Below are 26265 nucleotides of genomic sequence, written 5' to 3'. Positions count from 1 at the left end.
GTTCTTCGGAGGGTGACATGAAGGAGCCCGGCGCCGTCTCAGGGGCCCGCTCCGGGTCTCCGCGCCGGTGCCCGCGTTTCCTCGGGGAAACGGAGAGGTTTCCGGTGACCTCCGTTCATACGAATCTACAAGATGCTTCCCCTGGCCAGCGAACTCCTTCATGGTTTTGGTGACTGACCCGCCGGAGCGGACGGCGGTGTACTGACCCCAGGCCGCGCCGACACGACACGAACGAACCGGGCCCGCCGCACACGGATCGGCTCGGATCCGCCCGATCCCCAAGAGGAAGAAGAGAGCCGGTCATGGACTTCCTTCGCCCCGCCAGCTGGGAGGAGGCGCTCGCCGCGAAGGCCGAGCATCCCACCGCTGTGCCGATCGCGGGTGGCACCGATGTGATGGTCGAGATCAACTTCGACCACCGCAGGCCCGAGTACCTGCTCGACCTCAACCGCGTCGGAGATCTCTACGAATGGGAGACCGACGGGGACCGCGTACGGCTGGGCGCCTCGGTGCCGTACACGCAGATCATGGAACAGCTCCGTGCCGAGTTGCCGGGCCTCGCGCTCGCCTCGCACACGGTCGCCTCCCCGCAGATCCGCAACCGCGGCGGCGTCGGCGGCAACCTCGGCACGGCCTCGCCCGCCGGCGACGCCCACCCCGCCCTCCTCGCCGCGGGCGCCGAGGTCGAGGTGGCGTCGGCGGTGCGCGGCACCCGGATGATCCCGATCGACGACTTCTACACGGGCGTCAAGCGCAACGCGCTGGAGCCCGACGAGCTGATCCGCGCGGTCCGCGTCCGGAAGGCGGACGGCCCGCAGCAGTTCTCCAAGGTCGGCACCCGCAACGCCATGGTCATCGCCGTGTGCGCCTTCGGCCTGGCCCTGCACCCCGCCACCCGCACCGTGCGCACCGGCATCGGCTCGGCCGCGCCCACCCCCGTGCGCGCCAGGGTCGCCGAGGAGTTCCTGAACGCGGCGCTGGAGGAGGGCGGCTTCTGGGACAACGGGAAGGTCATCACCCCGTCGGCCGCCAAGCGGTTCGCGGACCTGTGCGCGGCCGCGTGCAACCCGATCGACGACGTCCGGGGCACCGCGGCCTACCGCCGGCACGCGGTCGGCGTCATGGCCCGCCGGACGCTGACCTGGGCCTGGGAGTCGTACCGCGGCGCCCGCCGCCACACCGAGGGAGCTGCCTGATGCGCGTCAACTTCACCGTCAACGGACGCCCGCAGGAGGCCGACGACGTCTGGGAGGGCGAGTCCCTGCTCTACGTGCTGCGCGAGCGGCTCGGCCTGCCCGGCTCCAAGAACGCCTGCGAACAGGGCGAGTGCGGCTCCTGCACGGTGCGCCTGGACGGCGTGCTGGTCTGCTCCTGCCTGGTCGCGGCCGGACAGGCCGAGGGCCGGGAGGTGGTGACCGTGGAGGGCCTCGCCGACCTCGCGCGGCGGCGGGCGTCCGGCGGCGCGCTCGACGGAGCCGCGAGCGACGCCGACGCCGAGGCCGACGCCGGCTCGGGCATCGGCTTCGGCACGGACTCCGGCTTCGGCACGGACTCCGGCATCGGCTCCGGGGCCGGCGAGGACACCGGGCTCGCCCCCGTCCAGCAGGCGTTCATCGACGCCGGCGCCGTCCAGTGCGGTTTCTGCACGCCGGGCCTGCTCGTCGCCTCCGACGACCTCCTGGCGCGCAACCCGAGCCCGTCCGACGCCGACATCCGCGAGGCGCTGTCGGGCAACCTGTGCCGCTGCACGGGCTACGAGAAGATCATGGACGCGGTCCGCCTCGCGGCCGCCCGCCAGGCCGAGGGGGTCTGACATGCCCTCCTCGACGCCTGGCACCGCGCGCGCGGACGGTGCCCCCACCGGCGCCCCGACGAAGATCACCCAGGGCGCGGGCGCCAAGGGCGGCATCGGCGAGTCCACCCTCCGCCCGGACGGCATCCTCAAGGTCACCGGGGAGTTCGCCTACTCCTCGGACATGTGGCACGAGGACATGCTGTGGGGCCAGATCCTGCGCTCCACCGTCGCCCACGCCGAGATCGTCTCCATCGACACCGCCGAGGCGCTCGCCCTGCCGGGCGTGCACGCCGTCATGACGTACGACGACCTGCCCACCGAGGTGCGGCACTACGGACTGGAGCTCCGGGACACCCCGGTCCTCGCGCACGGCAAGGTGCGCCACCACGGCGAGCCGGTCGCGATCGTGGCCGCCGACCATCCGGAGACCGCCCGCCGGGCCGCCGCCAAGATCAGGGTGGAGTACCGCGAACTGCCCGTGATCACCGACGAGAGGTCGGCCCTCGCGCCGGACGCGGTCCTCGTCCACGAGCACCGCGACGACCACCACGCGGGGCACGTCCCCCACCCGAACATCCTGCACCGCCAGCCGATCGTGCGCGGCGACGCGGCGCGGGCCGCCGAGCGGGCCGATGTGGTCGTCCGCGGCGAGTACACCTTCGGCATGCAGGACCAGGCGTTCCTCGGTCCCGAGTCCGGGCTCGCGGTGCCCGAGGAGGACGGCGGCGTCCACCTGTACATCGCCACCCAGTGGCTCCACTCCGACCTGCGCCAGATCGCGCCCGTGCTCGGCCTGCCCGAGCGGAAGGTGCGGATGACGCTGTCCGGCGTCGGCGGCGCGTTCGGCGGCCGCGAGGACCTGTCCATGCAGATCCACGCCTGCCTGCTCGCGCTGCGCACCGGCAAGCCCGTCAAGATCGTCTACAACCGGTTCGAGTCCTTCTTCGGGCACGTCCACCGCCACCCGGCCAAGCTGTCCTACGAGCACGGGGCCACGCGCGACGGCAAGCTGACGCACGTCAGGTGCCGGATCGTCCTGGACGGCGGCGCCTACGCCTCCGCCTCCCCGGCCGTCGTCGGCAACGCCTCCTCGCTGGGCATCGGGCCGTACGCCGTGGACGACGTCGACATCGAGGCCCTCGCCCTCTACACCAACAACCCGCCCTGCGGCGCGATGCGCGGCTTCGGCGCGGTGCAGGCGTGCTTCGCGTACGAGGCGCAGATGGACAAGCTGGCGCGGCGGCTCGGCATGGATCCCGTGGAGTTCAGGCAGCTCAACGCGATGGAGCAGGGCACCGTCATGCCCACCGGGCAGCGGGTCGACTCACCTGCGCCGGTCGCCGAACTCCTGCGCCGCGTCAAGGCGATGCCGCTGCCGCCCGAGCGCCAGTGGGAGTCCAGCGAGGGCGCCGACGTACGGCAGTTGCCCGGCGGTCTGTCCAACACCACGCACGGCGAGGGCGTCGTGCGCGGGATCGGCTACGCGGTCGGCATCAAGAACGTCGGTTTCTCCGAGGGGTTCGACGACTACTCCACCGCCAGGGTGCGCATGGAGGTGATCGCGGGCGAGCCCGTGGCCACCGTGCACACCGCGATGGCGGAGGTCGGCCAGGGCGGCGTCACCGTGCACGCCCAGATCGCCCGCACCGAACTCGGCGTGGCCCAGGTGACCATCCAGCCGGCCGACACCAAGGTCGGCTCGGCGGGCTCCACCTCCGCCTCCCGGCAGACGTACGTCACCGGCGGCGCCGTCAAGAACGCATGTGAACTGGTCCGCGAACGGGTCCTGGAGATCGGCCGCCGCAAGTTCGGCGCCCGCCATCCCGCTTGGGCCACCGCGGAGTTGCTGCTGGAGGACGGCAAGGTCGTCACCGACGGCGGCGAGGTGCTCGCCGCACTGGTGGACGTCCTGGAGGGCGAGGCGGTGGAGGTCGAGCAGGAGTGGCGGCACCGGCCGACCGAGGCCTTCGACCTGCGCACCGGGCAGGGCAACGGCCATGTCCAGTACTCCTTCGCCGCGCACCGTGCCGTGGTCGAGGTGGACACCGAACTCGGCCTCGTCAAGGTCGTCGAGCTGGCCTGCGCGCAGGACGTCGGCAAGGCGCTCAACCCGCTCTCCGTCATCGGTCAGATCCAGGGCGGCACCACGCAGGGCCTGGGCGTCGCGGTGATGGAGGAGATCATCGTGGACCCGAAGACCGCGAGGGTCAGGAACCCCTCCTTCACCGACTACCTGATCCCGACCATCCTCGACACGCCGACCATCCCCGTCGACGTCCTCGAACTCGCCGACCACCACGCCCCGTACGGGCTGCGCGGCGTCGGCGAGGCGCCGACCCTGTCGTCGACCCCGGCCGTACTGGCCGCGATCCGCGACGCCACCGGCCTGGAACTGAACCGCACACCGGTCCGCCCCGAACATCTCACGAACACCGCGTGACCACGTGACACCGAGGGCCTCCGGGCGCACCGTTCGGCCCGGGGAAGGCGGTGGTCGGAAAAGGGATTGCCGGGCGCACCGGTGCCTGTGTTCCATGAGGGCATGCTCTCCACCGACCGGCTGCTCGCCTTCGCGGCGATGGCCCTTGTGCTGATCGTGATACCCGGCCCGAGCGTGCTCTTCGTCGTCGGGCGGGCGCTGGCGCACGGCCGCCGCACCGCGCTGACCACGGTCGCCGGCAACACCCTCGGCGCGTACGTCCTCGTCGCCGCCGTGGCCCTCGGCATCGGACCGGTGGTGGAACGCTCGGTCCTCCTCTTCACCACGCTCAAGCTCGCGGGCGCCGCCTACCTGGTGTACCTCGGGATCAAGGCGTGGCGGCGACGCGGCTCGCTGCGAGACGCGTTCGAGGAGTCCGGCCGCCCGGAGCGGGGCGCTCTGCGCACCCTGGGGGAGGGCTTCGTGGTCGGTGTGGCCAACCCCAAGACGATGGTGTTCTTCGCCGCCGTACTGCCCCAGTTCGTGGACCGCGCCCAGGGCCGCGTGCCCCTCCAGATGCTGCTGCTCGGCCTGGTCTTCAACATCATCGCGCTGGTCTCGGACAGCGTCTGGGGCCTCGCCGCCTCCGCCGCCCGCGGCTGGTTCGCCCGCTCGCCCCGGCGGCTGTCCGCGGTCGGCGGCGTCGGCGGCCTCGCGATGATCGGCCTGGGCGTGACCGTGGCCGCGACCGGCCGCAAGGACTGAACGCCCCACGGCGGTACGGCCGTTCAGGCCCGCCCGAGCAGCCGGTTCAGCCCGCGCCCGAACACCGTACGGGCCGTGCGCGTGACGACCGCGTCGAAGGCGCGGGGCAGGAAGCGCACCCGCAGCTCCTCCCGCCACACCACCCGGCTACCGCCCCCGGGCCCCGGCCGGACCTCGATCCGCGCCCAGCCGAGGATCACCCGGCCCCGCTTCTCCAGCCGGCACAGCCCGCCCTCGCCCCCCACGGGCGGGCGCCAGAGGATCACCTCCATGGTGTCGTCGAAGGCGAGCGGTCCGATGCCCGAGCGCGCCGTGAAACGGGTGCCCACGCCGGTCGGGCCGGGGGTGAGCACCCTGATCCGGGTCAGCGGCACGGCGCGCGCGTGCCGGGGCCACTCGGTGACCCGGCGCCACGCCTCGTCCAGGGGAAGCGGGACGGTACGGGTGAGGGAGAAGGTCGGCACGGGACGATCGTAGGCAAGGACGGCCGCGCGCCCGGGACCCCGGCACTTCCTCACTCCGACGGCCCAGCCTCCGCCGGCGGCTCAGGGCCGGTAGACCTTGCCCGGCTCGGCCTTGCCGGGGGCGAGGAGCTGAGGGACCGTCACGAAGGTGTACCCGCGCCGCTTGAGGGCGTCGATGATGCCCGGCACGGCGGGCACGGTGCCGGGGTAGATGTCGTGCAGCAGGATGATCCCGTCCCGGTCCGCCTGGTCGAGGACGCGCTTCTCGATGAGTGCCGAGTCGTTGGTCGCGTAGTCCTTGGCGGTGACGCTCCACAGGACCTCCGCCAGGCCCAGTTCCTTGCAGATCTTGTGGATGTTGGCGTCCGTGCGGCCCTGCGGCGGACGCATCAGCGTGGGCTTGCGCCCGGTGAGCCGCTCGATCGCGTCGTCGGGCCGCTTCAGCTCCGCGCGCACCTGGTCGTCGGATATCTCCGTGAGGATCTTGTGGTCCCAGGTGTGACTCGCCACCTCGTGTCCCTCGGCCGACATGCGTCTGACGAGCTGCGGGTACTTCTCGATGTGCCGCTTGCCCAGCAGGAAGAACGTCGCGTGGACCTGCTTCTCCTTGAGGATGTCCAGCAGTCTGGGCGAGTTCTCGCTGGGGCCCGCGTCGAAGGTGAGCGCGATGCACTTGGCCTTGCGGCAGTCGACGCCGCCGGAACTCACCGGCGCCGCCTGCGCCTGCTCGCGCGCGGTACGCGGCGAGGTGGTGTCGACCTGTGCGCAGCCGGTCAGGGCCAGCGCCATGCCGACGGCGGCGGAGAGGAGCGCGGCCGGACGCAACCCTCGGCGCGGCAGACCCGTCTTGCCTGTCGCGCACACCGACGTCCGGACTTTCTCGATCGAAAGAGGCATACCGGGACTATATACACAGTTCATAGTGCATGCGTTCGAATATGGCCAACATTCACATGCGGCCACCTCGTGCACACCAGTAGTTCCTGGCCGGTACGGGGAGTAACCTCGGCGGCATGACGCGCACGGGGGGACGGGCCGTCAAGTCCCGCTTACGCACGCCGACTTGGATCGCCCGCATCGAGGCGCCGGACGGTGAGGTGCTCGGTGCCGGGGTGCTGCTCGCCCCCGACCGGGTGCTCACCGCCGGGCATGTCGTCACCCCGGGCGTTCGATACGTCGTACGACTCGTCGGCGTGCCCGGACAGGGCGCGGTCACCGCCACCGTCCGCCCGGACGAACACGTGCCGGAGCAGGAGGACGCGTTCGGCGACCGCAGCGGCGACCTCGCCCTGCTGCGCCTCGCCGAACCGCTGCCCGCCGAGCACACCACCCGGCTCTACCGGCTCGCCTCGCCGCATGGACCCGTGAGCATGTACGGCTTCCCGGCCGGCGACGACGGCGGCCGCTGGCACGGCGCCACCCTGGTCGCCGCCCGGGGCCGGGACAGCCGGGTGCAGCTGCGCCCGCTCACCCCCGGCGAACTGGCCGCCCCCGGCTTCAGCGGCGGCGGGGTGGTCGACCACGCCACCGACCAGGTGATCGGCATCGTGCTCAGCGTGGACGAGGGGCAGGTCTCCTCCTTCAGCCAGATGAGCCCCACCGAGACCATCCTCAGCCATCTGCCGCAGGCCGCCGCCTGGACCGACGGCGCCTGGGCCGTCGACCCCCGGCTGCGCAGCCGTACCACCGCGGGCGCGGGGCGGCTCGACGTGCGGTTCGCCACCGAACTCGCCGGGTGGTTCCGGGGCGAGGGCTGGCCGGTGCTCGTCACCGTGGTGCCCGCCAGGGGCGACCGCGCCTTCACCCTCGAACGGGCCGTCACCCTCGCGGACCGGGAGCTGCGCACCCAGCGCACCACCAGCGCCTTCAGCCACGACCCGCCCGAGACCGTGCCCCCGGCCGGCGCGCATGATCTCGCCCTGGACGTCAAGCAGTTGACGGCGGACCAGGTCATGGACCGCATCGCCGAGCGCCTCGGCATCCGTGACGACCCGCGCCCCGAACGGCTCGCCACCCTGCGCGTCCCGCTCGCCGCCGTACTGGTCGGCGTCGACCAGTGCGCCGAACCCGACGTGCTGCTCGACCTGTTGGACCGGCTCGCCCGGCACGGCGCCCGGCTGCTGCTGGTCCACCGCCGCCAGGGCGGCCGGACCGTGCGGGCGGCCGAGTCCCTGGTGCACCGGCCGCTGCGCGAACGCTGGTCCCGCCTCGGCGCCGAACTCGACCGCATCGTGGACGAGTTGGGGCCCGCGCTCGACGCCCGCCGGGACCGGGTGACCGCCGGGCCGGGCGCCGGGACGCTGCTGGACCAGGCGGAGGCCGCCGTCGGACGCAGCCAGATGCTGCGCGCCTGGGTCGCGCACAGCTCGGAACAGGACCGCGAACCCCGGCGGGCCGACCTGCTGTTCACCTTCGAGGACGCCGCCGAGCGCCGCCGCCAGCGCCTGGAACAGGCCCTCGGCCTGCTCGACGCCCGGCTGCGCCGCTGGGAGGAACTCCGCGGCCGGGTCACCGCGGCGTGGCCGCTGTGCCGTCGGCGGGCCGGGGCGGACGGGGACCGGGTGGTGGAGGCGTACCGGCTCTACGAGGCCGCGCTGTCCCTGCTGCGGCAGACGCCGTGCGACATCGAGCGGGCGGAGGAGGCGGCGGACCGGTTCATCGGGTTCTGCTCGGAGGCGGCGAGCGGGGAGGGCGAGGCCGCGGCGGAGCCGCCGGGGAGAGACGACCCCGGCGCAGGCGCAGGCGCAGGCGCAGGTGGCAGGGGCGGCCCCGGCGAACGCGCCGACGCGAGCGGCGACTCCGGGGAACGCGCCTGGAGTTCCGGCGACGAGAACGCGAGCGGCGGCGACGAGAACGCGAGCGGCGGCGAGGAAAACGCGAGCGGTGGCGACGGGCCGGGGGCCGGTGCCGGCGCCGGTCCCGGGCGCCCCGCCCGGCCGCCCGAGCACGCCCGCACCCCCGACCACCCCCCGCCGCCCCGCCGTACCATCGCCGGCCGCCGGAAGGAGCGCGGCTCATGACCTCCTGCGTCCGCCCCGGATGTCCGGGCCGCGTCATGGGGACCGGGTACTGCGACACCTGCGGGCACCGGTACACCGAACCGCGCAGCGAACCGCGCGGCGCCCCCAGCGCGCCGCCGGCCGTGGTCGAGGAGAACCCGGGGCCGCCGACCGTGCACGCCGTGGCCGGGGTCGGCGAACTCGACCAGCACGGGCTCGTCGTGCTGCCCGAGGTGCCCGAGCCCGACGACGTGCTGGTCGCGGACCCGCGCCCGCCCACCGAGGGCCGCCACTGCGGCCGGGAGGGCTGCGGCATGATCATCGGGGTGGGGTACGGCGGTCAGCCCGGCCGCGCCACCGGCCGCTGCCCCCGCTGCGGCACGCCGTACTCCCTGCTGCCCGAGCTGGACCAGGGCGAGGTGGTCGCCGGGCACTACCGGGTGCTCGGCTGCCTGGCGCACGGCGGCCAGGGCTGGATCCATCTCGCCGAGGACACCCGCGCCGAGGGCCACCGCGTCGTCCTCAAGAGCCAGATCAACGGGGGCGGAGCGCTGGCCCGCCGGGCCGTGGCCGAGGAGCGCCGCTCCCTCACCGACCTGCACCACCCGGACATCGTGCGGATCATCACGTACGCCGAACACCAGGCCCCGGGCAGGACGTCCACCGGCTACCTGATCATGGACTACATCGGCGGCCGCTCCCTGCAACGGCTCTTCGACGCCGACGACGTCGAGCGCGTCTTCCACGGCCGCCCCCGCCTCGACCACGTCCTCACCTACGGCTGCAAGATCCTCGGCGCGCTGGAGTACATGCACGAACGAGACCTGCTCTACTGCGACATGAAGCCCGCCAACGTCATCCACTTCGGCCGGGCCGTGAAGATCATCGACCTCGGCGCGGTCCGCGCGATCGGCGACCGGACGTCCCCGTACGTGTACACGGCGACGTTCGCGCCGCCGAAGGCGGAGATCGACCGGCGCGGCTGGCACGTCGACAGCGACCTGTACACCGTCGGCATGACGCTCCAGGCCCTGGCCCGCGACACCGAGCCGGCCCGCGGGCTCGCCCAGGACTCCTTCCGCCGTCTCGTCGACCGCGCCACCCACCCCGAACCCGGCGCCCGGTTCCGGTCGGCAGCCGAGATGTCCCGCCAACTCTGGGAAGTCCTGCGGGAGTTCCGCTCGCTCCAGTTCGGCGAGCAACTGCCCGAGAGCTCCACCCGGTTCCGGGCCACCGGGGCCAGCCTCGACGCCGGGCTCGGCGCGATACCCGCCCTCGACCACTGGACCGCCCGCCCCGGCGAGCGCCCGGCCGAGCTGGACGCCTCCCCGCCCTCGCCCGCCGAGGTCGCCGGCGCCCTCCCGGAACCGGTCCCCGACCCCGCCGACGGCGCCGCCCTGGTGCTGGACACCTTCTCGCCCGACGCCCCCGACCAGGTGGCCGGGCAATGGCCCCGCGACTCCCGCCTCGGCACCCCGGAGACCGCGCTGTGGCTGTGCCGCGCCTACCTCAGACGCGGCGAGCCGGACGCCGCGGCCGACTGGCTCACCGAGGCCGAGACCCAGCTCGGCGAGCGCGCCGCCGCCCACGACTGGCGGATCGCCTGGCACCGGGGCGTCCTGCACCTCAGCAAGGGCGAGGTCGACCTGGCCGGCGCCCGTTTCGAGGCCGTGTACCGGGCGCTGCCCGGCGAGTACGTGCCCAAGCTCGCCCTCGGCCACTGTGCCGAGCACGGCGCCCGCACCGCACGGGCCATGCGCTTCTACGAGGCCGTGTGGAAACGCGACAGCGCGCACACCGCCGCCGCCTTCGGCCTGGCCCGCGGCCATCTGGCCGGCGGCGACCGGGACGCCGCCGTCCGCGTCCTGGACGACGTACCGGCCACCTCACGCCACCACGACGCCGCCCGGATCGCCGCCGTCCGCATCCGCGCCGGCGTCCTGGGCGGCCTGCCGCCCACCCCCGCCGACCTGACCGACGCGGCCCGGCGGCTGCCCGAACTGCGCCTGGACGGCGGCGCCGAGGACGGCGAGTCCCGCGCCCGGCTGGTCGCCGAGGTCCGCGAGAACACGCTGTACGGCGGCGCCATGTCCTGGCCGGCCGGGGACCTGCTCGGACCCGGCGACGAACGGGGCCTGCGCGCCCTCCTCGAACACTCCTTCCGCCAGCTGGCCGCCCAGGCGCGCACCGCCCCGGAACACGGCCGGCTGCTCGACCTGGCCCACGCGGTACGGCCGATGACCACCTTCTGAGGACACCCATGACCCCTGGGGAGAGACACCGATGACCGTGGCCGAGGAGACCGAGGTGACGCTCGACGTCGGCCAGCAGAAGGAGCTGCCCGCCGAGCCGGCCGCCCAGGCGCGGGGCACCGAACGGGAGATGCACGCCATCCTGGAGATCGGCGTGCGCGGCCACGGCGGGGCCGGGCTCGCCGGGGGACGGACGCCGGACGGCGGTCCCGCGCTCGCCGAAGTCCTGATCGTGGACACCTCCCGCTCCATGCTCTTCCCGGCCGCCAAGCTCCACGCGGCCAAGGAGGCCACCGTGGCCGCCGTACGGCTGCTGCCCGAAAACACCGCCTTCGCCGTGCTGTCCGGCCACTTCCACGCCACCGTCGTCCATCCCGGCCCGGACCGCCCGGCGCTCGCCGTCGCCGGGCCCGGCGAACGCGCCGCCGCCGCCCGGGCCGTGCGCATCCTCGACGCCAACGGCGGTACGGCCATCGGCACCTGGCTCGACCTCGCCCGCCGGCTCCTGAAGGACCACCCGGCGCCCGTCAAACACGTCCTGCTGCTCACCGACGGACGCAACGAACACGACCACCGGGCCGCCATGTCCCTGGAGACCGCCCTGGACGCGTGCGAGGGCCGCTTCGTCTGCGACGCCTGGGGCATCGGCGACGACTGGGACGCCGAACTGCTGCTGCACATCACCCGGCGGCTCCACGGCCGCCGGGGCGCCGTCCGGGAGGAGTCCGAACTCACCGCCGCCTACGAGGAGTTGATCGCCGGACTGCTCGGCACGGCGGTGCCCGAGCTGCGCATCAGGCTCACCCCCACCGCCGGCACCGTCATCCGCCAGGTCAAGCAGATCGTCCCCGGGGAGCAGGAACTGGTGCCCGCCCCGGGTGCCGGGCGCGGCACCGAGTACGTCACCCGGGCCTGGGGCGAGGAGGTGCGGCACTTCCAGGTGGTGCTGGCCGCCGACCCGACCGGCCGGGAGCGGGGCGAGGACCTCCAACTGGCCGCCGTGGAGATCGTCGTACCCGACTTCGGGCATCCGGTACGGCTGCCACCGCCCCGCCCGATCCTGGTGCGCTGGACCGACAACCCGCTCGACGCCTCCCGGCGGCACCCCGGAGTCCACCGGCACGAGCTGTACCAGCAGGCGAGCGCCGCCGTGGCCGGCGCCTACCGGGCCTGGCTGCGCGGCGCCGACGGCCGTGCGAGCGCCGACCGCGAACTCACCCGCGCCCTGCACCTGGCGGCCGAACTCGGCGACACCCACCTCCTCGACGCGCTGCGCCTGATCGAGGACGGGCCGGGCAGCGGCCGTGTCCGCGCCGGCCTGAAGGACGTCGACTGGCAGCACCTGATCCTCTCCAGCGCCATGACCACCCCGCCGCTCCATCCGGCCGCGGGGCCGCCGCCCGTCCCCGAGGTGTCCCCGGACGCCGACGAGCTCGTGGAATGCCCGGACTGCGGCTGGCTCGGCCCGGCCGACTCCGTGTACTGCGGGGGCGAGTGCGGCCGCCGGCTGAGAGGACCGTCGGCATGAGCGCCGGTCCGGACCCCGTCCGCGACGACCTGCCACGCCCGCGGGGCGGCCGGCGGCGCCCGGCCGGGCAGGGCCGGCGCGGGCCGGAGGAGGGCGGGCGCGGGCCGGGGGAGGGACGGCGTCCGCCCGGGGAGGGCGGCAGCACGACCGCCCGCGACCTGACCGTCCGCCATCGCCTGCTGCTCGTCCTCACGGCGCTGCTGACGCTCTCCCTCTTCCTGTCCTACGAGGGCGTGCACGGCGACGCCGATCCGCTGCGCACCTCCAGCGCACCGGCGGTGCTGTCCATCGACACCGCGCTGTACGCCCTCGGGCAGGCGGAGCGGGACGCCGGCGCGGCGACCCCCACCAGCGACTTCCAGAAGCAGATCTCGGTCGCCGCGCAGAGCGTCGCGGCCGCCGCCGGGGACGACGTGGGGGGACCGTCCGGGCGGCAGGCGCTGCAGACCGTCGCCGCGCTCGTCACCGTCTACGCGGACAAGGTCCAGCGTGCCCAGGCCCAGCCGGTGGACAGCGCGTTGCGCCAGGCGTACCTCAGCTACGCGACGAGCATCCTGTCGGACCCGGGCTCCGGGATACTGGCCCGGCTGAAGCTGTTGCAGAGCCGGCAGCGCGCCGCGGTGCACCGGCAGACCGCGTTCGGCCCGCTGCTGTGGTGCGGCTGGGCCGCCACGCTGCTGCTCGCGCTCGCGCTGGCCGGCTGCCTGCTGGAGACCCAGCTGTTCCTGCGCCGCCGGTTCCGGCGCCGCTACAACCGGGGGCTGCTGGCGGCGGGCGCGCTGCTCGCGGCCGGACTCGCCGTCACGCTGCTGTTCACGGTGTGGACGCACGCGGGGATGACGGACACCCGGCGACTGCTCGACCGCCCGCTGTCCGGGCGGCAACTCACCGACGCGGGGCGGGCGACCGCCGCGTACCTGGCGGACACCGGCCTCCGCGCCGCGGCGGCCGGGTGGATCCTGATCGGAGGCATCCTGGTCATGGCACTGGCCGAGACGGGACTGCGGCGGCATCTCGACGAGTACCGGTTCAGGCCGCGGTGAGCGGGCCCTTGCGAGGCCGCGCGCGTACGGTCACCGCGGTGGCGGGCTGCCTCGTCCTGCTGGCGGCGGCCGTCGTGCTGGGCGTGCGCGCCGCCGGCCGGGAGCCGACCGTCACCCTGCTGGCGAACTGGACGGGGCGCGACGAGCTGAACCTGCGGCACGCGGTGATCGAGCCGTTCGAGCGGAAGTACCACGTGCACGTGGACTACCAGGGCAGTTCGGCCGAGAGCCAGGTGCTCGGCGCCGATGTCGAGGCCGGGACGCCGCCGGACGTGGTGGTGCTGACCGGCCCCGGCGAACTCGCCGACTACGCGGGCCAGAAGCAGCTCCGGCCGCTCGACGGCCTCATCCCCCGGGAGGACTTCAGCGCGTCCTGGGCGACACCGCTCGCGGACGGGCACGTGTACTGGTTCCCGCTCAAGGCCGACCTCAAGAGCATCGTCTGGTACCCGGCCGGCACCAGCGAGCGAGGGCGCCTCAAGGCCCGGGACGAGCCGGCGCAGTGGTGCGTGGGGATGGGCTCCGGCGCGACCAGCGGGTGGCCGGGCACGGACTGGATCGAGGACATCCTGCTCCAGCAACACGGCCCGCGCGCCTACCAGTCATGGGTGAGCGGCCGGCTGTCCTGGCGCTCGCCCGAGGTACGGCAGGCGTGGACGACGTGGGGCCGGCTGATGGGCGCGGGCACGTCGCCCGCGCTGCTTGGGCGCACCCTCCAGACGGGCTACGCCCAGGCCTCCGCACCGGTCGCGGACGTGCCGCGCGGCTGCACCCTCGAACACCAGGCGTCCTTCATCCGCACCCAGTCCACCGCCTGGCAGCGGGCCGACGGCCGCTACGACCCCTCGTCCCGCCTCATCCCCGGCGCCACCGCCGACGACGCCTGGGAGGTCTCCGGCGACCTGGTCGCCCTCCTGCACACCACCCCGCAGGCCGAGCGACTGATCCGCTACCTGTCCTCCCCGGCCGCCCAACGCGCCTGGGCGGCGGCGGAGTCGGCCTTCTCCGTCGACTCGAAGGTGCCACCCGCCACCGCGGGCCCCACCTGGCACCGGACCCTCGCCACCACCCTGCTCTCCCCGGCCGCCACCCACTGCTTCGACGCCTCCGACGCCATGCCGCCCACCCTCCGCGACGCCTTCGCCGAGGCCACGATCGAATACCTGGCCCACCCCGCCCGTCTCGGCGCGCTGCTCGCCACCCTGGACACGCTGCGGCAGGCCCCGGGTCAGACCTGGCTGCCGTCGGTGTGCGACCAGGCGTCCGCACCGGCGCGATGAGGCGGACCGGATGGGGGCCGCCGATTGGAAAGGGGGGCGTTGCGGGCTGCTCGTGGTCGCTCGCAACGCCCCCCTGGTCTTACCCGAGCGGTGCTCGGGAGATCTTCCGGGTCACGAGTTCACCTGCGCGGTGACCTGGTCCGCGAAGGTGGTCAGCCGGGTGTAGACACCCGGGTACCCCGCCTCCGCGCACCCCTCGCCCCAAGAAGTGATCCCTGCCAGGACGCCCCCGATGAGCAGGGGACCGCCGCTGTCGCCCTGGCAGGTGTCCACGCCGCCGGAGCTGAGCCCGGCGCACACCATGTCGGACTGCACGTAGTCCGAACCGTAGGAGGAACGGCAGCCGGCGTCGGACACGACCGGCACGGTCGCGGTCCGTAGCTGGTCGGCGGAGCTGCCGTTCTCCGAAGTCGTGCCCCAGCCGAGGATCCGCGCCGTGGTGCCGGCCGCGTACACGCCCGTCTGGGAGGAGGAGACGTACGACACCGGCTTGTACGGCATCGCCGTCGACAGGGTCAGCACGGCCACGTCGTCGCCGTTGGTGGCGTCCGAGAAGCCCGGGTTCACCCAGATCCTGCTGACCCGGCTCACCGTGCCGTCGGTGCCGTTCAGCTTGGTGCGGCCGCCGACGACGCGGACGCTGCCGGTGGTCTCGCCGGCCATGCAGTGCGCGGCCGTCACCACCTTGTCGGGGGCCACCAGGCTGCCGCCGCAGAACTGGCTGCCGGACGCGTCCGTGATCTGCATGATGAACGGGTACGCGGCGGTGGTCGTCGCCGTACCGCCGACGACGGGCTGGGGAGCCGCGCTCGCCGTGGGGGAGGCGAGCAGCGCGGACGCCGCGGCGGCGGCGGTGGCCGCCAGGACCGCGGCGGTCCGTCTGGCACGTGTGGGCCCGAACATGAGTCTCCTCAGTGGGGTTGCACCGGTGGGGGTTCGCACGGGTCGGGGGTTGCGCACGGTGGTGGGGGGAGGGTCCGACCCCCTGTACCCGGGCGAGCGGTACGCCCATTACGCTAGGTCCCGGAACCTACGGCTCCCAATGAGGGAACCCCCTAGGGGGTCGGGTGAGGGAAAACCCTCGGTCCGGTTCAGTTAACAGGCGCCCTGCTCAGTGCGCGCGCCGGCCTGCCGCCAATCGGACGATGTCGACCCGCGAGCGGATCCCGAGCTTGCGGTAGACCCGGGTGAGCGTGGCCTCGACCGTCTTGACGCTGATGAACAGCCGTGCGGCTATCTCCCGGTTGGTGGCCCCCTCCATGACCAGCGCGGCCACCTGACGCTCCATCGCGGCCAGCACGTCCAGCGCGTCCAGCGCGGCGGGTACGGCCCGTGCCGGGTCGGGCTCCAGGGTGGTGAGGGCCTCGTCCACCTGGCGCAGCCAGGGCAGCGCACGGCAGCGGCGGAACTTCCGGGTGGCCTCGTCGTAGGCCGCGGACCCGGGGCGCCGGCCGCGCAGCCGGGCCAGCGCGAACGCGGCCCGCGCCTCCTCCAGGCCGTAACCCAGCTTGCCGAGCCGGTCCTGAGCGGACCTCAGCTGGGCGAGCGCCGCCTCGCCCGCGCCCTGCGCGGCACGCACCAGGGCCTCGGAGCGGTCGAGCACGGCGAGGACGCTCTCCCGGCCGAGCCGGAGCGCGTGCTCCCGGGCGGTGTCGATGACGTCCTGCGCCTCGGCGGGTTCACCGATGCGGACCAGCGCCTCGGCGAGGTCCCCCTGCCAGCGGCCGCGGGCCGGGTCGGTGATGCCGAGGCCCAGCTCCAGGGTGCGCACCCGGCGCAGCGAGCGCACGGTGCCCGCCGGGTCACCGGCCACCAACTGGGCGTACCCGAGCGCGCCCAGGGCCCGGGAGAGGTACATCTGGTCGCCGTCGCCCTCGGCGTGCTCCACCGCCTCCCGGGCGAGGGTGAGCGCCCGGTCCACGTCCCCGCCGGAGGCCTCCGCGAGCGAGGTGAGCATCGCCGAGGCGGTCTCGCCGATCCCGGAGTCCCGGGCGAGCCGGAGGCTCTCGCGGGCCAGGTCCAGGGCGCGGCCGCAGTGTCCGGCGCGCAGCTCGGTCTCGGCCAGGCCCCGCAGGAAGTGCACCTCGCTCTCCACCGAGCCGCGCCGGCGCACCTCGCGCAGCAGACCGGTGACGGTGGCCCGCGCCTCGGCCAGTTGGTCGCCCATGACCAGCCAGCGGAACCGGGCACTGCCCGCCCCGTTGTGATGCCAGGCCACCCGCGGGTCCTGGGGTTCGCGCAGGGCCCGCTTGATGGTGCGGGGCGCCTCCGGATGGCCCATCAGGGTCTCGGCCTGCGCCTGGAAGGCGAGGGCGAGCAGCTCGGTGCGCCGGTCCTTGCCGCGCGCGGCCAGCTCGGCGGCGTGCGCGGCGGCGTCGCGGGCCGCGGTGAAGTCGCCCTCCACGATCAGCGCCCGCCAGCCGAGCTGGTAGTGGACCAGGGCGAGCAGCCGCGGGTCGTCGCCGGCGTCGGCGAGGGCCTGCGGGAAGAGGGCGTCCACCTCGGCCATGGTGTGGCCCGCGGTGTCGATGACGATGATCCAGGCGCGCACCCGTTCGGCGGGCACGCTCGCCCGGTTCAGCACCTCCCGGGCGATGTCCCGGGCGAGGTCCACCTCGCCGGCGGTGATGGCGTCCTCGGCCGCCGCCAGCCGGCGCTCCTCCGGACTGGGCGTGCCGTCCACCGGGGTGTGCCGGGCGGCCAGCAGCCCGAGCTGGGCGGCGACCGAGGGCGCGCCGCGGTCCCGGGCGAGGGCGGCGGCCTCGGCGAGCCGGGCGGCGACCTCCGGGTCGGCGCCGGTGGCGGCGAGGGCGAGGTGCCGGGCCCGCTCGATGGGGTCGGAGGCGGCCGTGGACAGCGCCGCGTGCGCGGCCCGCCGCTCCTGCGCGGGTGCCTCCGCGTACAGCGCGGCGGAGATGAGCGGATGCGCGAAGCGTACGGCGGGGACGTCGGACTCGGTTGCCAGCAGCCCGAGTTCGGCGGCCTGGGCGCATTCGGCCTCGGCGTTCTCCCGGCCCGCCGCGTGCAGCAGCGCCGGGGTGGGGCGGGCGCCGGCGCTGGCCACCAGGAGGGTGCGGCGGGCCTCCACGGACAGCATGTCCAGGCGGCTGAGCACCAGGGCGCGCAGCGAGGTGGGCACCGGCAGCGGCTCGCCCGGCCGGGGCGGGGTGGGGCTCTCGGAGAGGGCGCGGCCGAGTTCGAGCGCGAACAGCGGGTTGCCGCCGCTGGTGCGGTGGACCTCGCGGACCGTGGAGCGGGGCAGCCCCCCGTGGCCGCGGTGGCCCAGCAGCTCGGCGATCCGGGTGTGCGACAACGGCCCGAGGCGGACGGCGAGGGTGTCCGGCGGGCAGGACCGCAGATGGCGGTCGTACTCCTGGCTGTCCTGCCCCTCGGTCCGTACCGCGCACAGGAGCTGGACCGGGGTGCCGCCCAGGCGGCGGGCGGCGAAGCCGAGCAGTTCGGCGCTGGCCGGATCCAGCCACTGGAGATCGTCGGCGACCACCAGGACCGGTCCGCGGGCGGCGAGCGCGCGCAGCGCGGACAGCACCGCCAGGCGCAGGGCGAGGCCGTCGCGCTGGAGGCTGGACTCGCCGCGGCCGGTGAGCGCCGACTCCAGGGCGGTGCGCTGGGCGGCGGGCAGCCGGGGACAGACGTCGTCGAGGACCAGGCCGAGGAGGTCGGCGAGGGCGAGGAAGGGAAGGTGGGATTCGGACTCGGTCGCCGAGCAGCGCAGGACGATGTGCGCCGTCGGGGCGTATTCCTCGGCCAATGCCCGCAGGATGGTCGATTTCCCTATTCCGGCCGGTCCGTGGAGCAGCACACTGCCGCCGGAGGCGAGTTGGGCGCGGGCGGCGGCGCACAGCTCCTCGCGGCCTATGACCAGGTCGGAGCGGCACCTCGCAGGCTCCTGGAAGTCCCGTCGCACGGTCACCGCTCCCCTCGTATGTCGTGTCCGGTCCAAATTCTAGGCAACGATCCTCTGAATTCGGGCGGAAGTCGTCGTGAGGGAAATAACAAACGGTCAAGCATGAGGAAATTCAAAGCATCCACGCATGAATGGGAACGTTTCCTTCACCGTCTCGGGAGGCTACGGCAGCAGCCCCGCCCTGCGTGCCGCGGTCACCGCCTCCCCCCGCGTGTGTGCGCCCAACTTCCGCATGGCCGAGCGCAGATAACCCTTGACCGTCTCCGGGCGCAGCCCCAGCCGCTCGGCCACCGCGGCGTTGGTCGCACCCGCCGCCACCCAGGACAGCACGTCCAGTTCGCGCGGCGCCAGAGCCGGTCCGTCGGCCGGACCCGGCGCGGTCAGCAGTCCGCAGGCGGCGAGCAGATCGGCGCGCAGGACGGGATCGGCGATCCGGGGCGCGAGCGCCCGCAGCGCCGCGTGCGCCTCGCGCACCTGCTCCCAGGCCCCCGCCCCGGCCCCCGGCCCGCCGTACGACCGCGTGTCCGCGCCCCGGGCCGGGGCCGCACCGGCCACCGTCAGCAACTCCCGCGCCTCGTCCCGCAGCACCAGCGTCTGCTCCACGTCCCGCGCCACCGCCACCGCCGCGCCCAGCGCCCGGTCGCCGAGCGGCTGGGCCGAACGCAGCGCGCCGTAGAGCACCCCGCGCACCCGGCGCCGCACCACCACCGGCACCGCGAGCACCGAGCGGATGCCCTCCGCGGCCACCGGCCCGTCGTACTCGTGGCTGATGTGCCGGGAGCTGGAGTAGTCCGCCACCGCGCACGGCCGCGCCAGCGCCACCGCCTTGCCGCCGAGCCCGCTGCCCGAACTCACCGCGAGACAGCGCAGCGCGGCCGTCGCCGTGCCGCTGAGCTCGCTGATGCGCACCTGCGGCCGGCCGGACTCCACCAGCCCGCCGAAGGCGACCGGCAGCCCCGTCGCGCGCCGCAGCCGGACCAGCGCGCCACGGATCTCCACCACCGTCACGGCGTCTGCTGTCACCCATCGCTCCTTCGGTGCGGCTGATGTGCGGACCACACCCCCCGTGCTCGCAGGGACCACACCCCCGTTCGGGGGTAGTGAGACCTGCATCACGGATTAGACGATGCCGGGGAGCCGCCCGGCAATGCCCGGGAACATAGGAGGACGACGGATGACGACGGCGACCGATGCCTTCAGGAACGCGCGGGACTTCCTGCTGGCACACCGCGAGGACTATGCCACCGCCTACGACGGGTTCGCGTGGCCCCGGCCGGAGCACTTCAACTGGGCGCTGGACTGGTTCGACGTGATCGCCGCCGGCAACGACCGGACCGCGCTGCACATCGTGGAGGAGGACGGCGGCGAGACCAAGCTGTCCTTCGCCGAACTCTCCGAGCGCTCCGACCGCGTCGCCAACTGGCTGCGCGCGCGGGGCGTCGCGGCCGAGGACCGGATCCTCGTCATGCTCGGCAACCAGGCCGAGCTGTGGGAGACCATGCTGGCCGCGATGAAACTGCGCGCGGTCGTCATCCCGGCCACCCCGCTGCTCGGCCCCGCCGACCTGCGCGACCGCGTCGAGCGCGGCCGGGTCCGGCACGTGCTGGTACGGGCCGAGGACGCCCCCAAGTTCGCCGAGGTGCCCGGTGCCTACACCCGGATCACGGTCGGCGGCGCGGGCGGGGAGGGGTGGCTTTCGTACGAGGACGCGTACGACGCCCCCGCCGGCTTCACGGCCGACGGGCCGACCCTCTCCGACGACCCGCTGATGCTCTACTTCACCTCGGGCACCACCGCCCGCCCCAAGCTGGTCGAGCACACCCATGTCTCGTACCCCATCGGCCACCTGGCCACCATGTACTGGGTCGGCCTGAAGCCCGGCGACGTCCATCTGAACATCTCCTCGCCCGGCTGGGCCAAGCACGCCTGGTCCAACCTGTTCGCCCCGTGGAACGCCGAGGCGACCGTCTTCATCTTCAACTACACCCGGTTCGACGCGGGCCGCCTGATGGCCGAGATGGACCGGGCCCAGGTCACCACCTTCTGCGCGCCCCCGACCGTGTGGCGCATGCTCATCCAGGCCGACCTCGGCCAACTGCGCACCCCGCCCCGTGAGGTGGTGGCCGCGGGCGAGCCGCTCAACCCCGAGGTCATCGAACAGGTGCGGCGCGCCTGGGGGCTGACCATCCGGGACGGCTTCGGGCAGACCGAGACCGCCGTACAGGTCTCCAACGCGCCCGGCCAGCGGCTGAAGACCGGCTCCATGGGCCGCCCCAGCCCCGGCTACCGGGTGGAGCTGCTCGACCCGGTCACCGGCGCGCCCGGCGCCGCCGAGGGCGAGATCGCGCTCGACCTCGCCGACCGCCCCGTCGGCCTGATGGCCGGCTACCACGGCGACCCGGACCGCACCGCCCAGGCCATGGCGGGCGGCTACTACCGCACCGGCGACATCGCCACCCGCGACGAGGAGGGCTACCTGACCTACATCGGCCGCGCCGACGACGTCTTCAAGGCCTCCGACTACAAGATCAGCCCCTTCGAGCTGGAGAGCGCGCTGCTGGAGCACGAGGCGGTGGCCGAGGCGGCCGTCGTGCCCGCCCCGGACGAGCTGCGGCTCGCGGTGCCCAAGGCGTACGTCGTGCTCGCCGAGGGCTACGAGCCCGGACCCGACACCGCCAAGGTCATCTTCGAGCACTCCCGCCAGGTGCTCGCCCCCTACAAGCGCGTCCGCCGCCTGGAGTTCGGCGCGCTGCCCAAGACCGTCTCCGGCAAGATCCGCCGCATCGAGCTGCGCGAGGCCACCGCGCAGGGCTCGGCGGACGAGTACCGCGAGGAGGACTTCCGGTGACCGCCCCGCAACTGTCGTACGCCCACGGCACCGGCACCACCGCGCTGCTCGGCGACACCATCGGCGCCAACCTCGCCCGGACGGCGACGACCTGGCCGGAGCGCGAGGCCCTGGTGGACGTGGCGAGCGGGCGGCGCTGGACGTACGCCGCCTTCGACGCCGACGTGGACCGCCTCGCCCGCGCGCTGCTGGCGAGCGGCATCGCCAAGGGCGACCGGGTGGGCATCTGGGCGGTCAACTGCGCCGAGTGGGTGCTCGTGCAGTACGCCACCGCCCGCGTCGGCGCCATCATGGTCAACATCAACCCGGCCTACCGCACCCACGAGGTGCGCTTCGTCCTCCGGCAGGCGGGTGTGCGCCTGCTGTTCGCCTCGCTCGGCCACAAGAGCAGCGACTACCGGGCCATGGTCGAGGAGGTCCGCGGCGACTGCCACGAGCTGCGCGAGGTCGTCTACGTCGGGGACCCGGGCTGGGAGGCCTTCACCGCGCGCGGCGACCGTAGCGACCGGGCCGAACTGGCGGCCAGGGAAGCGGAGTTGTCCTGTGACGACCCGATCAACATCCAGTACACCTCGGGCACCACCGGCTTCCCCAAGGGCGCCACCCTCTCCCACCACAACATCCTCAACAACGGATACTTCGTCGGGGAGTTGGTCAAGTACACCGAGCGGGACCGGATCTGCATCCCGGTGCCCTTCTACCACTGCTTCGGCATGGTGATGGCCAACCTGGCCGCCACCTCGCACGGCGCCTGCATGGTGATCCCGGCCCCCTCCTTCGAACCGAAGGCCAGCCTGGAGGCGGTGCAGCAGGAGCGGTGCACGTCCCTGTACGGCGTGCCGACGATGTTCATCGCCGAGCTGAACCTCCCCGGCTTCCCTTCGTACGACCTCTCCACCCTGCGCACCGGCATCATGGCGGGCTCGCCCTGCCCCGTGGAGGTGATGAAGCGGGTCGTCGCCGAGATGCACATGGCCGAGGTCGCCATCTGCTACGGCATGACCGAGACCTCGCCGGTGTCCCTCCAGACCCGCACCGACGACGACCTGGAGCACCGCACCGCCACCGTCGGCCGGGTCCTGCCCCACCTGGAGGTCAAGATCGTCGACCCGGCGACCGGGGTCACCCGGCCGCGCGGCGAGGCGGGGGAGCTGTGCACCCGCGGGTACAGCGTGATGCTCGGCTACTGGGACGAGCCCGGGAAGACCGCCGAGGCCGTCGACGCGGGCCGCTGGATGCACACCGGGGACCTCGCGGTGATGCGCGAGGACGGGTACGTCGAGATCGTCGGCCGGATCAAGGACATGATCATCCGGGGCGGGGAGAACATCTACCCGCGCGAGATCGAGGAGTTCCTCTACGCCCACCCGAAGATCAGGGACGTCCAGGTCGTCGGGGTGCCCGACGAGAAGTACGGCGAGGAGGTGCTGGCCTGCGTGATCCCGCACGACGCGGCCGACCCGCTCACCCTGGCGGAACTGCGCGCCTTCTGCGAGGGCAGGCTCGCGCACTACAAGGTGCCGAGCAGGCTCGGCATCCTCGACGCCTTCCCGATGACGGTGTCGGGGAAGGTGCGGAAGATCGAGCTGAGGGAGCGCTACCGGGACTGACGTCCGTCCCGTCCGTCCCCGTCAGCCCCGCTGGTCGCGTGCGCGGCGCCCCGGTCGCGGTGCGCCGTCGGCGTTCAGGGCGTCGGCGGAGTCGTTCACCGGCTGCGGGACGCCCGCGAGGTCGAGCACGAACAGCGGCACGGCCAGGGAGTCCGCGCGGGCGCGGGCGGCGTCGGTGTATCCGGCCAGGGAGAAGTAGACGCAGTCGGCGGACTCCGTCATCGCCGTCAGCCACAGGCACTCCACGTCCCGGGGCGCGGCCGGCCGTACCGTCGGGTCCACCTGCGCGAGCAGCCCCCGGGCGGCGAGCCCGACGCCGTTCGGCGGCCGCTGGTCGGCACGGCGGACGTCCCCGTACCCGAGCCAGCGCAGATACAGCGCGGCGGCGGTGACGGCGTCCCGGGCCGTGCGGACGGCGTGCGGCTGGAAGGCGCGCCGGGCGGACTCCGGCGGGCCGGCACCGGGCTCGACGCGGGCGGTGGAAGGGCCGGCGGGGGTGGTGACAGGGTCCGCGCCCGCCACCGGGATCCGCAGCACCGTGCCGCAGGGACAGCCCAGTTCCGGGTGCGGCCAGTGACCGAGCCGCCCGCAGACGGCGCAGGCGGCGCCGATCCACTCGTCGTCCCAGGACCGGTGCTCGGCCACGACCGGCGCCGCGGCGGGATCCAGCCGCGGGGCGACCGGGGCCCCGCACACGCACGGATACGCCGGGGCGGTGTAGACATGCTCGCGCCGACAGGCCGGACAGCGCACCGGCACGCTCTCGCGCATGACCCACTCACTCTCGCGACGACGCCTCGGGACAGCGCTCCCATGGTGCTCCCGCGGCCCCGCGTCTGTCCGGCTTTTTGCCCGCCGGAAGGATTCCCCGGAGCAGGCGATGACGCCCCCTACACCTCGTGTTCGGAAAGCCCCGGCCAGTCCTCGGGCCCGCCCCCCTGCCACTCGATGAGGTCGTCCTGCTCCACCTCGACCCGGTCCAGATCGGCCAGCCGCAGGATCTCCACCACATCGTCCAGATGCGACGCCAGCCCCAGCGTCACCTCCCCTTCGGTGACCCGGCGGGAGCCGTCCAGAGCGGGTGCGTGTACGACGATGTGAGGGTGCGCGTGTCCCATGGGTTCAGCGTGCGGCGGGACGGGCATGAACGCACCTCGGAACGGCCCGGTATCCGTCACACCGAGCCGTCGCGGCCTCAGGAGGCCGTCACGACGATCTTCTTCCCGGCGTGCAGCCCCTCTTCGAGGTGGCGGTGTGCCTCGACGACGCCGTCGAGGGAGAACACCTCGTCGTGGACGGCGGGCCGCAGTGCGCCGAGGCGCACGCCCGCGTTCAGGAAGGCCGCCATCCGCTTGACCACGACGGGGTCGAGGGTGTGCTCGAAGCTCCGGTAGCCGAAGACGGTGAGCGGCGGGCCCGCCGGGAAGGGCGTGGGCCGGGGGTCCAGGAAGCCCGCGGCGACCAGGGTGCCGCCGGGGCGGGCCGCCTTCAGGAGTTCCCGCTGGCCGGGGCCCATGACGAGATCGAGGACGATGTCCGCGCCGGCCCCGCCGGTGTGGTGGCCGACCGCCTCGGCCAGGTCCGCGTGGTCGGTGGCGACGACCGCGGCGGCGCCGGCGGCGAGCAGTTCGTCCTTCCGCGCGGAGTGCCGGGTGACGGCGATGGGCACGGCGCCGATCTGCCGGGCGATCTGCGTCGCCGCGCGGCCTACGCCGCCGGACGCGGCGGTGATGAGGACGTGGTCGCCGGGCCGCATCCCCGCCTTCTCGACGAGTGCGCCGTAGGCGGTGGAGTAGGCGACCCAGACCGCCGCCGCCTCCGTGACGCCGAGCCCGGCGGGCCGGGCGACGACCCGGCTCGCGGGGACCGTGGTGTATTCGGCGTAGCTGCCCCGGGCGCTCGCGTCCGGCACGGCCGTGAGGATGACCGGATCGCCGGTCTTCAGCCCGGTGGTCCCGGGGCCCAGCGCGTCGACGACGCCGGTTCCCTCGACACCGAGGCGAGCGCGCGGCAGCGGGACGGGCGCGGGCGAGGTGCCGGAACGCATCATCAGGTCGAGCGGGTTGACGGCGAACGCCTCCATCCTGACCCGGACCTCGCCGGCCGCGGGCTCGGCGAGGGGCTCCTCGACGACGTGCATGACCTCCGGCCCGCCGAACTCGTCGAACACGACGACTCGTGGCATGGTGACTCCTCCGCATCCGATGCTGGTTGGTGGTTCGAGGAAGACGCTACGGATCCTTGGGTTACCTCCTGGTACCTTCGACCCTCATGCAGAACGTGGACGGAGCAGCCTCCCTCGCCGACTGCCCGACGCGCCTGGCGGTCGAGATCATCTCCGACAAATGGGCCGTGCTCGCGCTCTTCGGACTCAGCCGGAAACCGCGCAGACACGGTGAACTCGTGGACCTCATCGGCGGCGTCTCGCGCAAGGTCCTCACCCAGACGCTGCGCCGGCTCCAGCGGTACGGCCTGGTCGACCGCCATGCCGACGGGCCGAGGCGGGTCGAGTACCGTCTCACCGACCTCGGCCGGACCCTCATCGAGCCCATCGAGGTCCTGACGGACTGGTCACGGGAGTACGGCGGAGACGTCGCCGACTTCCAGGAGGCGGCGGAAGCCGCTGCTTCGGAAGGCGCGGGGGCGTAGTGCGACTGAGAGTGGAGTTCACGACCGAACCCTTCGACCTGGAAGAGACCCCCGCGCACGCCCTGGTGGCACGGGAGGTCATCGAGACGGCCGGCCTCGACGCCGTGGACGTCGGCCCGTTCGGCAACACCGCCGAGGGCGGCGCCGAGCGCGTGCTCGCCGCGGTGGACGCGCTGCTGCGCGGCAGCCTCCAGGCCGGCGCCACCCGGATCACGCTCCAGGTCAACGCGCTGGGCGACGAGGCCGGGGAGGGCGGTGGATGACCGGGGACGAGCCCTTCGTCGCGGCCGTGAAACCGCTGGTCGACGCCATCGGCGGGGCGATGCTGCCGCCCGGCGAGGCCGGCCCCGAGGACATCGTGCTCGCCTGGGAGGGCGCCGACGTCGTCGCCGTACGGCTGCCCCAGCTCGCCGAGTCCCTCGACCACATCCTGGCCGCGATGGAGCGCAAGGCGGGGCGGCCGCTGTCCGGCCTGGACCGCAAGGCCAAGCAGGAGGTCGTGCGGACACTGGAGGCGCGGGGCGCCTTCGCGGTGCGGCACGGGGTGGAGACCGTGGCGAGCGCGCTGGGCGTCAGCCGCTTCACCGTCTACAACTACCTCAACCGGGAGAAGGACGTCTGAAGCCCCCTGGGGGTGCCGTCACCGCTCGTAACCCGGATTTTTCAACAAAGTGTTGACGCGGAGATG

The 26265-nt window shown here is 73.9% G+C and carries 22 protein-coding genes; 14 read left to right on the top strand and 8 right to left on the bottom strand.

Annotated elements, in window-relative coordinates; translation table 11 throughout:
* Positions 1–302 precede the first annotated feature (302 nt).
* The 4 genes from AB0927_RS03900 (at position 303) to AB0927_RS03885 (ending at position 4979) form a co-directional block, all read left to right on the top strand.
* Positions 303–1196, top strand: coding sequence for an FAD binding domain-containing protein (locus AB0927_RS03900; protein ID WP_366665900.1), 894 nt, complete (start codon positions 303–305; stop codon positions 1194–1196).
* Complete coding sequence (locus tag AB0927_RS03895; protein ID WP_366665899.1) at positions 1196–1813, top strand: (2Fe-2S)-binding protein; 618 nt, start codon at positions 1196–1198, stop codon at positions 1811–1813. Before AB0927_RS03900 ends, AB0927_RS03895 begins: the two co-directional genes overlap by 1 nt.
* Before the next feature lies 1 nt (position 1814).
* The gene (locus AB0927_RS03890; protein WP_366665898.1) at positions 1815–4235 is read left to right on the top strand and encodes a molybdopterin cofactor-binding domain-containing protein; all 2421 of its coding nucleotides are present in this window, start codon (positions 1815–1817) and stop codon (positions 4233–4235) included.
* A 102-nt stretch (positions 4236–4337) separates the two neighbouring features.
* Entirely contained in the window at positions 4338–4979 is a 642-nt protein-coding gene (locus AB0927_RS03885; protein ID WP_366665897.1) for a LysE family translocator, read from the top strand.
* A gap of 23 nt (positions 4980–5002) precedes the next feature.
* On the opposite strand, the gene AB0927_RS03880 is transcribed toward AB0927_RS03885, so the two are convergent.
* The gene (locus tag AB0927_RS03880; protein WP_366665896.1) at positions 5003–5443 is read right to left on the bottom strand and encodes an SRPBCC family protein; all 441 of its coding nucleotides are present in this window, start codon (positions 5441–5443) and stop codon (positions 5003–5005) included.
* Positions 5444–5524: 81 nt separating this feature from the next.
* On the bottom strand, positions 5525–6232 hold the full coding sequence (locus tag AB0927_RS03875) for a polysaccharide deacetylase family protein (protein ID WP_366666053.1): 708 nt from the start codon (positions 6230–6232) through the stop codon (positions 5525–5527).
* Between the two features lie 224 nt (positions 6233–6456).
* Here AB0927_RS03875 and AB0927_RS03870 point away from each other — a divergent pair, with 224 nt between their 5' ends.
* Genes AB0927_RS03870 through AB0927_RS03850 form a run of 5 tightly spaced genes read left to right on the top strand, consistent with a single transcriptional unit; the run spans position 6457 to position 14545 of the window.
* Positions 6457–8463: a serine protease gene (locus AB0927_RS03870; RefSeq protein WP_366665895.1), complete on the top strand. Its 2007-nt coding sequence runs from the start codon at positions 6457–6459 to the stop codon at positions 8461–8463.
* Positions 8460–10694, top strand: a complete 2235-nt coding sequence (locus AB0927_RS03865) for a tetratricopeptide repeat protein (RefSeq protein ID WP_366665894.1) — start codon at positions 8460–8462, stop codon at positions 10692–10694. Before AB0927_RS03870 ends, AB0927_RS03865 begins: the two co-directional genes overlap by 4 nt.
* A gap of 31 nt (positions 10695–10725) precedes the next feature.
* Positions 10726–12222, top strand: coding sequence for a VWA domain-containing protein (locus AB0927_RS03860; protein WP_366665893.1), 1497 nt, complete (start codon positions 10726–10728; stop codon positions 12220–12222).
* Complete coding sequence (locus tag AB0927_RS03855) at positions 12219–13265, top strand: hypothetical protein (protein ID WP_366665892.1); 1047 nt, start codon at positions 12219–12221, stop codon at positions 13263–13265. Before AB0927_RS03860 ends, AB0927_RS03855 begins: the two co-directional genes overlap by 4 nt.
* Positions 13266–13303: 38 nt before the next feature.
* Entirely contained in the window at positions 13304–14545 is a 1242-nt protein-coding gene (locus AB0927_RS03850; protein ID WP_366665891.1) for an extracellular solute-binding protein, read from the top strand.
* Between the two features lie 111 nt (positions 14546–14656).
* Here the strand turns inward: AB0927_RS03850 and AB0927_RS03845 are convergent, their stop codons facing one another.
* The 3 genes from AB0927_RS03845 to AB0927_RS03835 form a co-directional block, all read right to left on the bottom strand.
* The gene (locus AB0927_RS03845; protein WP_366665890.1) at positions 14657–15448 is read right to left on the bottom strand and encodes a serine protease; all 792 of its coding nucleotides are present in this window, start codon (positions 15446–15448) and stop codon (positions 14657–14659) included.
* A 208-nt stretch (positions 15449–15656) separates the two neighbouring features.
* Entirely contained in the window at positions 15657–18476 is a 2820-nt protein-coding gene (locus AB0927_RS03840) for an AAA family ATPase (protein WP_366665889.1), read from the bottom strand.
* 156 nt (positions 18477–18632) lie between these two features.
* Positions 18633–19493, bottom strand: a complete 861-nt coding sequence (locus AB0927_RS03835) for a helix-turn-helix transcriptional regulator (RefSeq protein ID WP_366665888.1) — start codon at positions 19491–19493, stop codon at positions 18633–18635.
* A 151-nt stretch (positions 19494–19644) separates the two neighbouring features.
* On the opposite strand from AB0927_RS03835, the gene AB0927_RS03830 reads away from it, so the two are divergent.
* Positions 19645–21318 (top strand): AMP-binding protein, encoded by a 1674-nt coding sequence (locus AB0927_RS03830; RefSeq protein ID WP_366665887.1) that lies wholly within the window; start codon positions 19645–19647, stop codon positions 21316–21318.
* Positions 21315–22928, top strand: coding sequence for an AMP-binding protein (locus AB0927_RS03825; RefSeq protein ID WP_366665886.1), 1614 nt, complete (start codon positions 21315–21317; stop codon positions 22926–22928). Before AB0927_RS03830 ends, AB0927_RS03825 begins: the two co-directional genes overlap by 4 nt.
* Before the next feature lie 21 nt (positions 22929–22949).
* Here the strand turns inward: AB0927_RS03825 and AB0927_RS03820 are convergent, their stop codons facing one another.
* From AB0927_RS03820 to AB0927_RS03810, 3 genes are all read right to left on the bottom strand, one after another.
* Positions 22950–23699: a hypothetical protein gene (locus AB0927_RS03820; protein ID WP_366665885.1), complete on the bottom strand. Its 750-nt coding sequence runs from the start codon at positions 23697–23699 to the stop codon at positions 22950–22952.
* Between the two features lie 119 nt (positions 23700–23818).
* Positions 23819–24046, bottom strand: coding sequence for a hypothetical protein (locus tag AB0927_RS03815; protein ID WP_366665884.1), 228 nt, complete (start codon positions 24044–24046; stop codon positions 23819–23821).
* 77 nt (positions 24047–24123) lie between these two features.
* Positions 24124–25113, bottom strand: coding sequence for a zinc-dependent alcohol dehydrogenase family protein (locus AB0927_RS03810; protein WP_366665883.1), 990 nt, complete (start codon positions 25111–25113; stop codon positions 24124–24126).
* 86 nt (positions 25114–25199) lie between these two features.
* Here AB0927_RS03810 and AB0927_RS03805 point away from each other — a divergent pair, with 86 nt between their 5' ends.
* From AB0927_RS03805 to AB0927_RS03795, 3 genes are read left to right on the top strand one after another with little or no spacing between them, the layout of a single operon-like run.
* Positions 25200–25577 carry a helix-turn-helix domain-containing protein gene (locus AB0927_RS03805; RefSeq protein ID WP_366665882.1) on the top strand — a complete coding sequence of 126 codons (378 nt, stop codon included), beginning with the start codon at positions 25200–25202 and terminating at the stop codon, positions 25575–25577.
* Positions 25577–25840, top strand: a complete 264-nt coding sequence (locus AB0927_RS03800; RefSeq protein ID WP_366665881.1) for a hypothetical protein — start codon at positions 25577–25579, stop codon at positions 25838–25840. Before AB0927_RS03805 ends, AB0927_RS03800 begins: the two co-directional genes overlap by 1 nt.
* Positions 25837–26199 carry a helix-turn-helix domain-containing protein gene (locus tag AB0927_RS03795; protein ID WP_366665880.1) on the top strand — a complete coding sequence of 121 codons (363 nt, stop codon included), beginning with the start codon at positions 25837–25839 and terminating at the stop codon, positions 26197–26199. Before AB0927_RS03800 ends, AB0927_RS03795 begins: the two co-directional genes overlap by 4 nt.
* Positions 26200–26265 lie beyond the last annotated feature (66 nt).

This window comes from Streptomyces sp. NPDC048106 (assembly GCF_040706415.1).
In the GTDB taxonomy this organism is placed as follows: Bacteria; Actinomycetota; Actinomycetes; order Streptomycetales; family Streptomycetaceae; genus Streptomyces.
The sequence above is the reverse complement of the archived record's forward strand: the minus strand, read 5'-3'. Positions and strand labels throughout refer to the sequence as shown.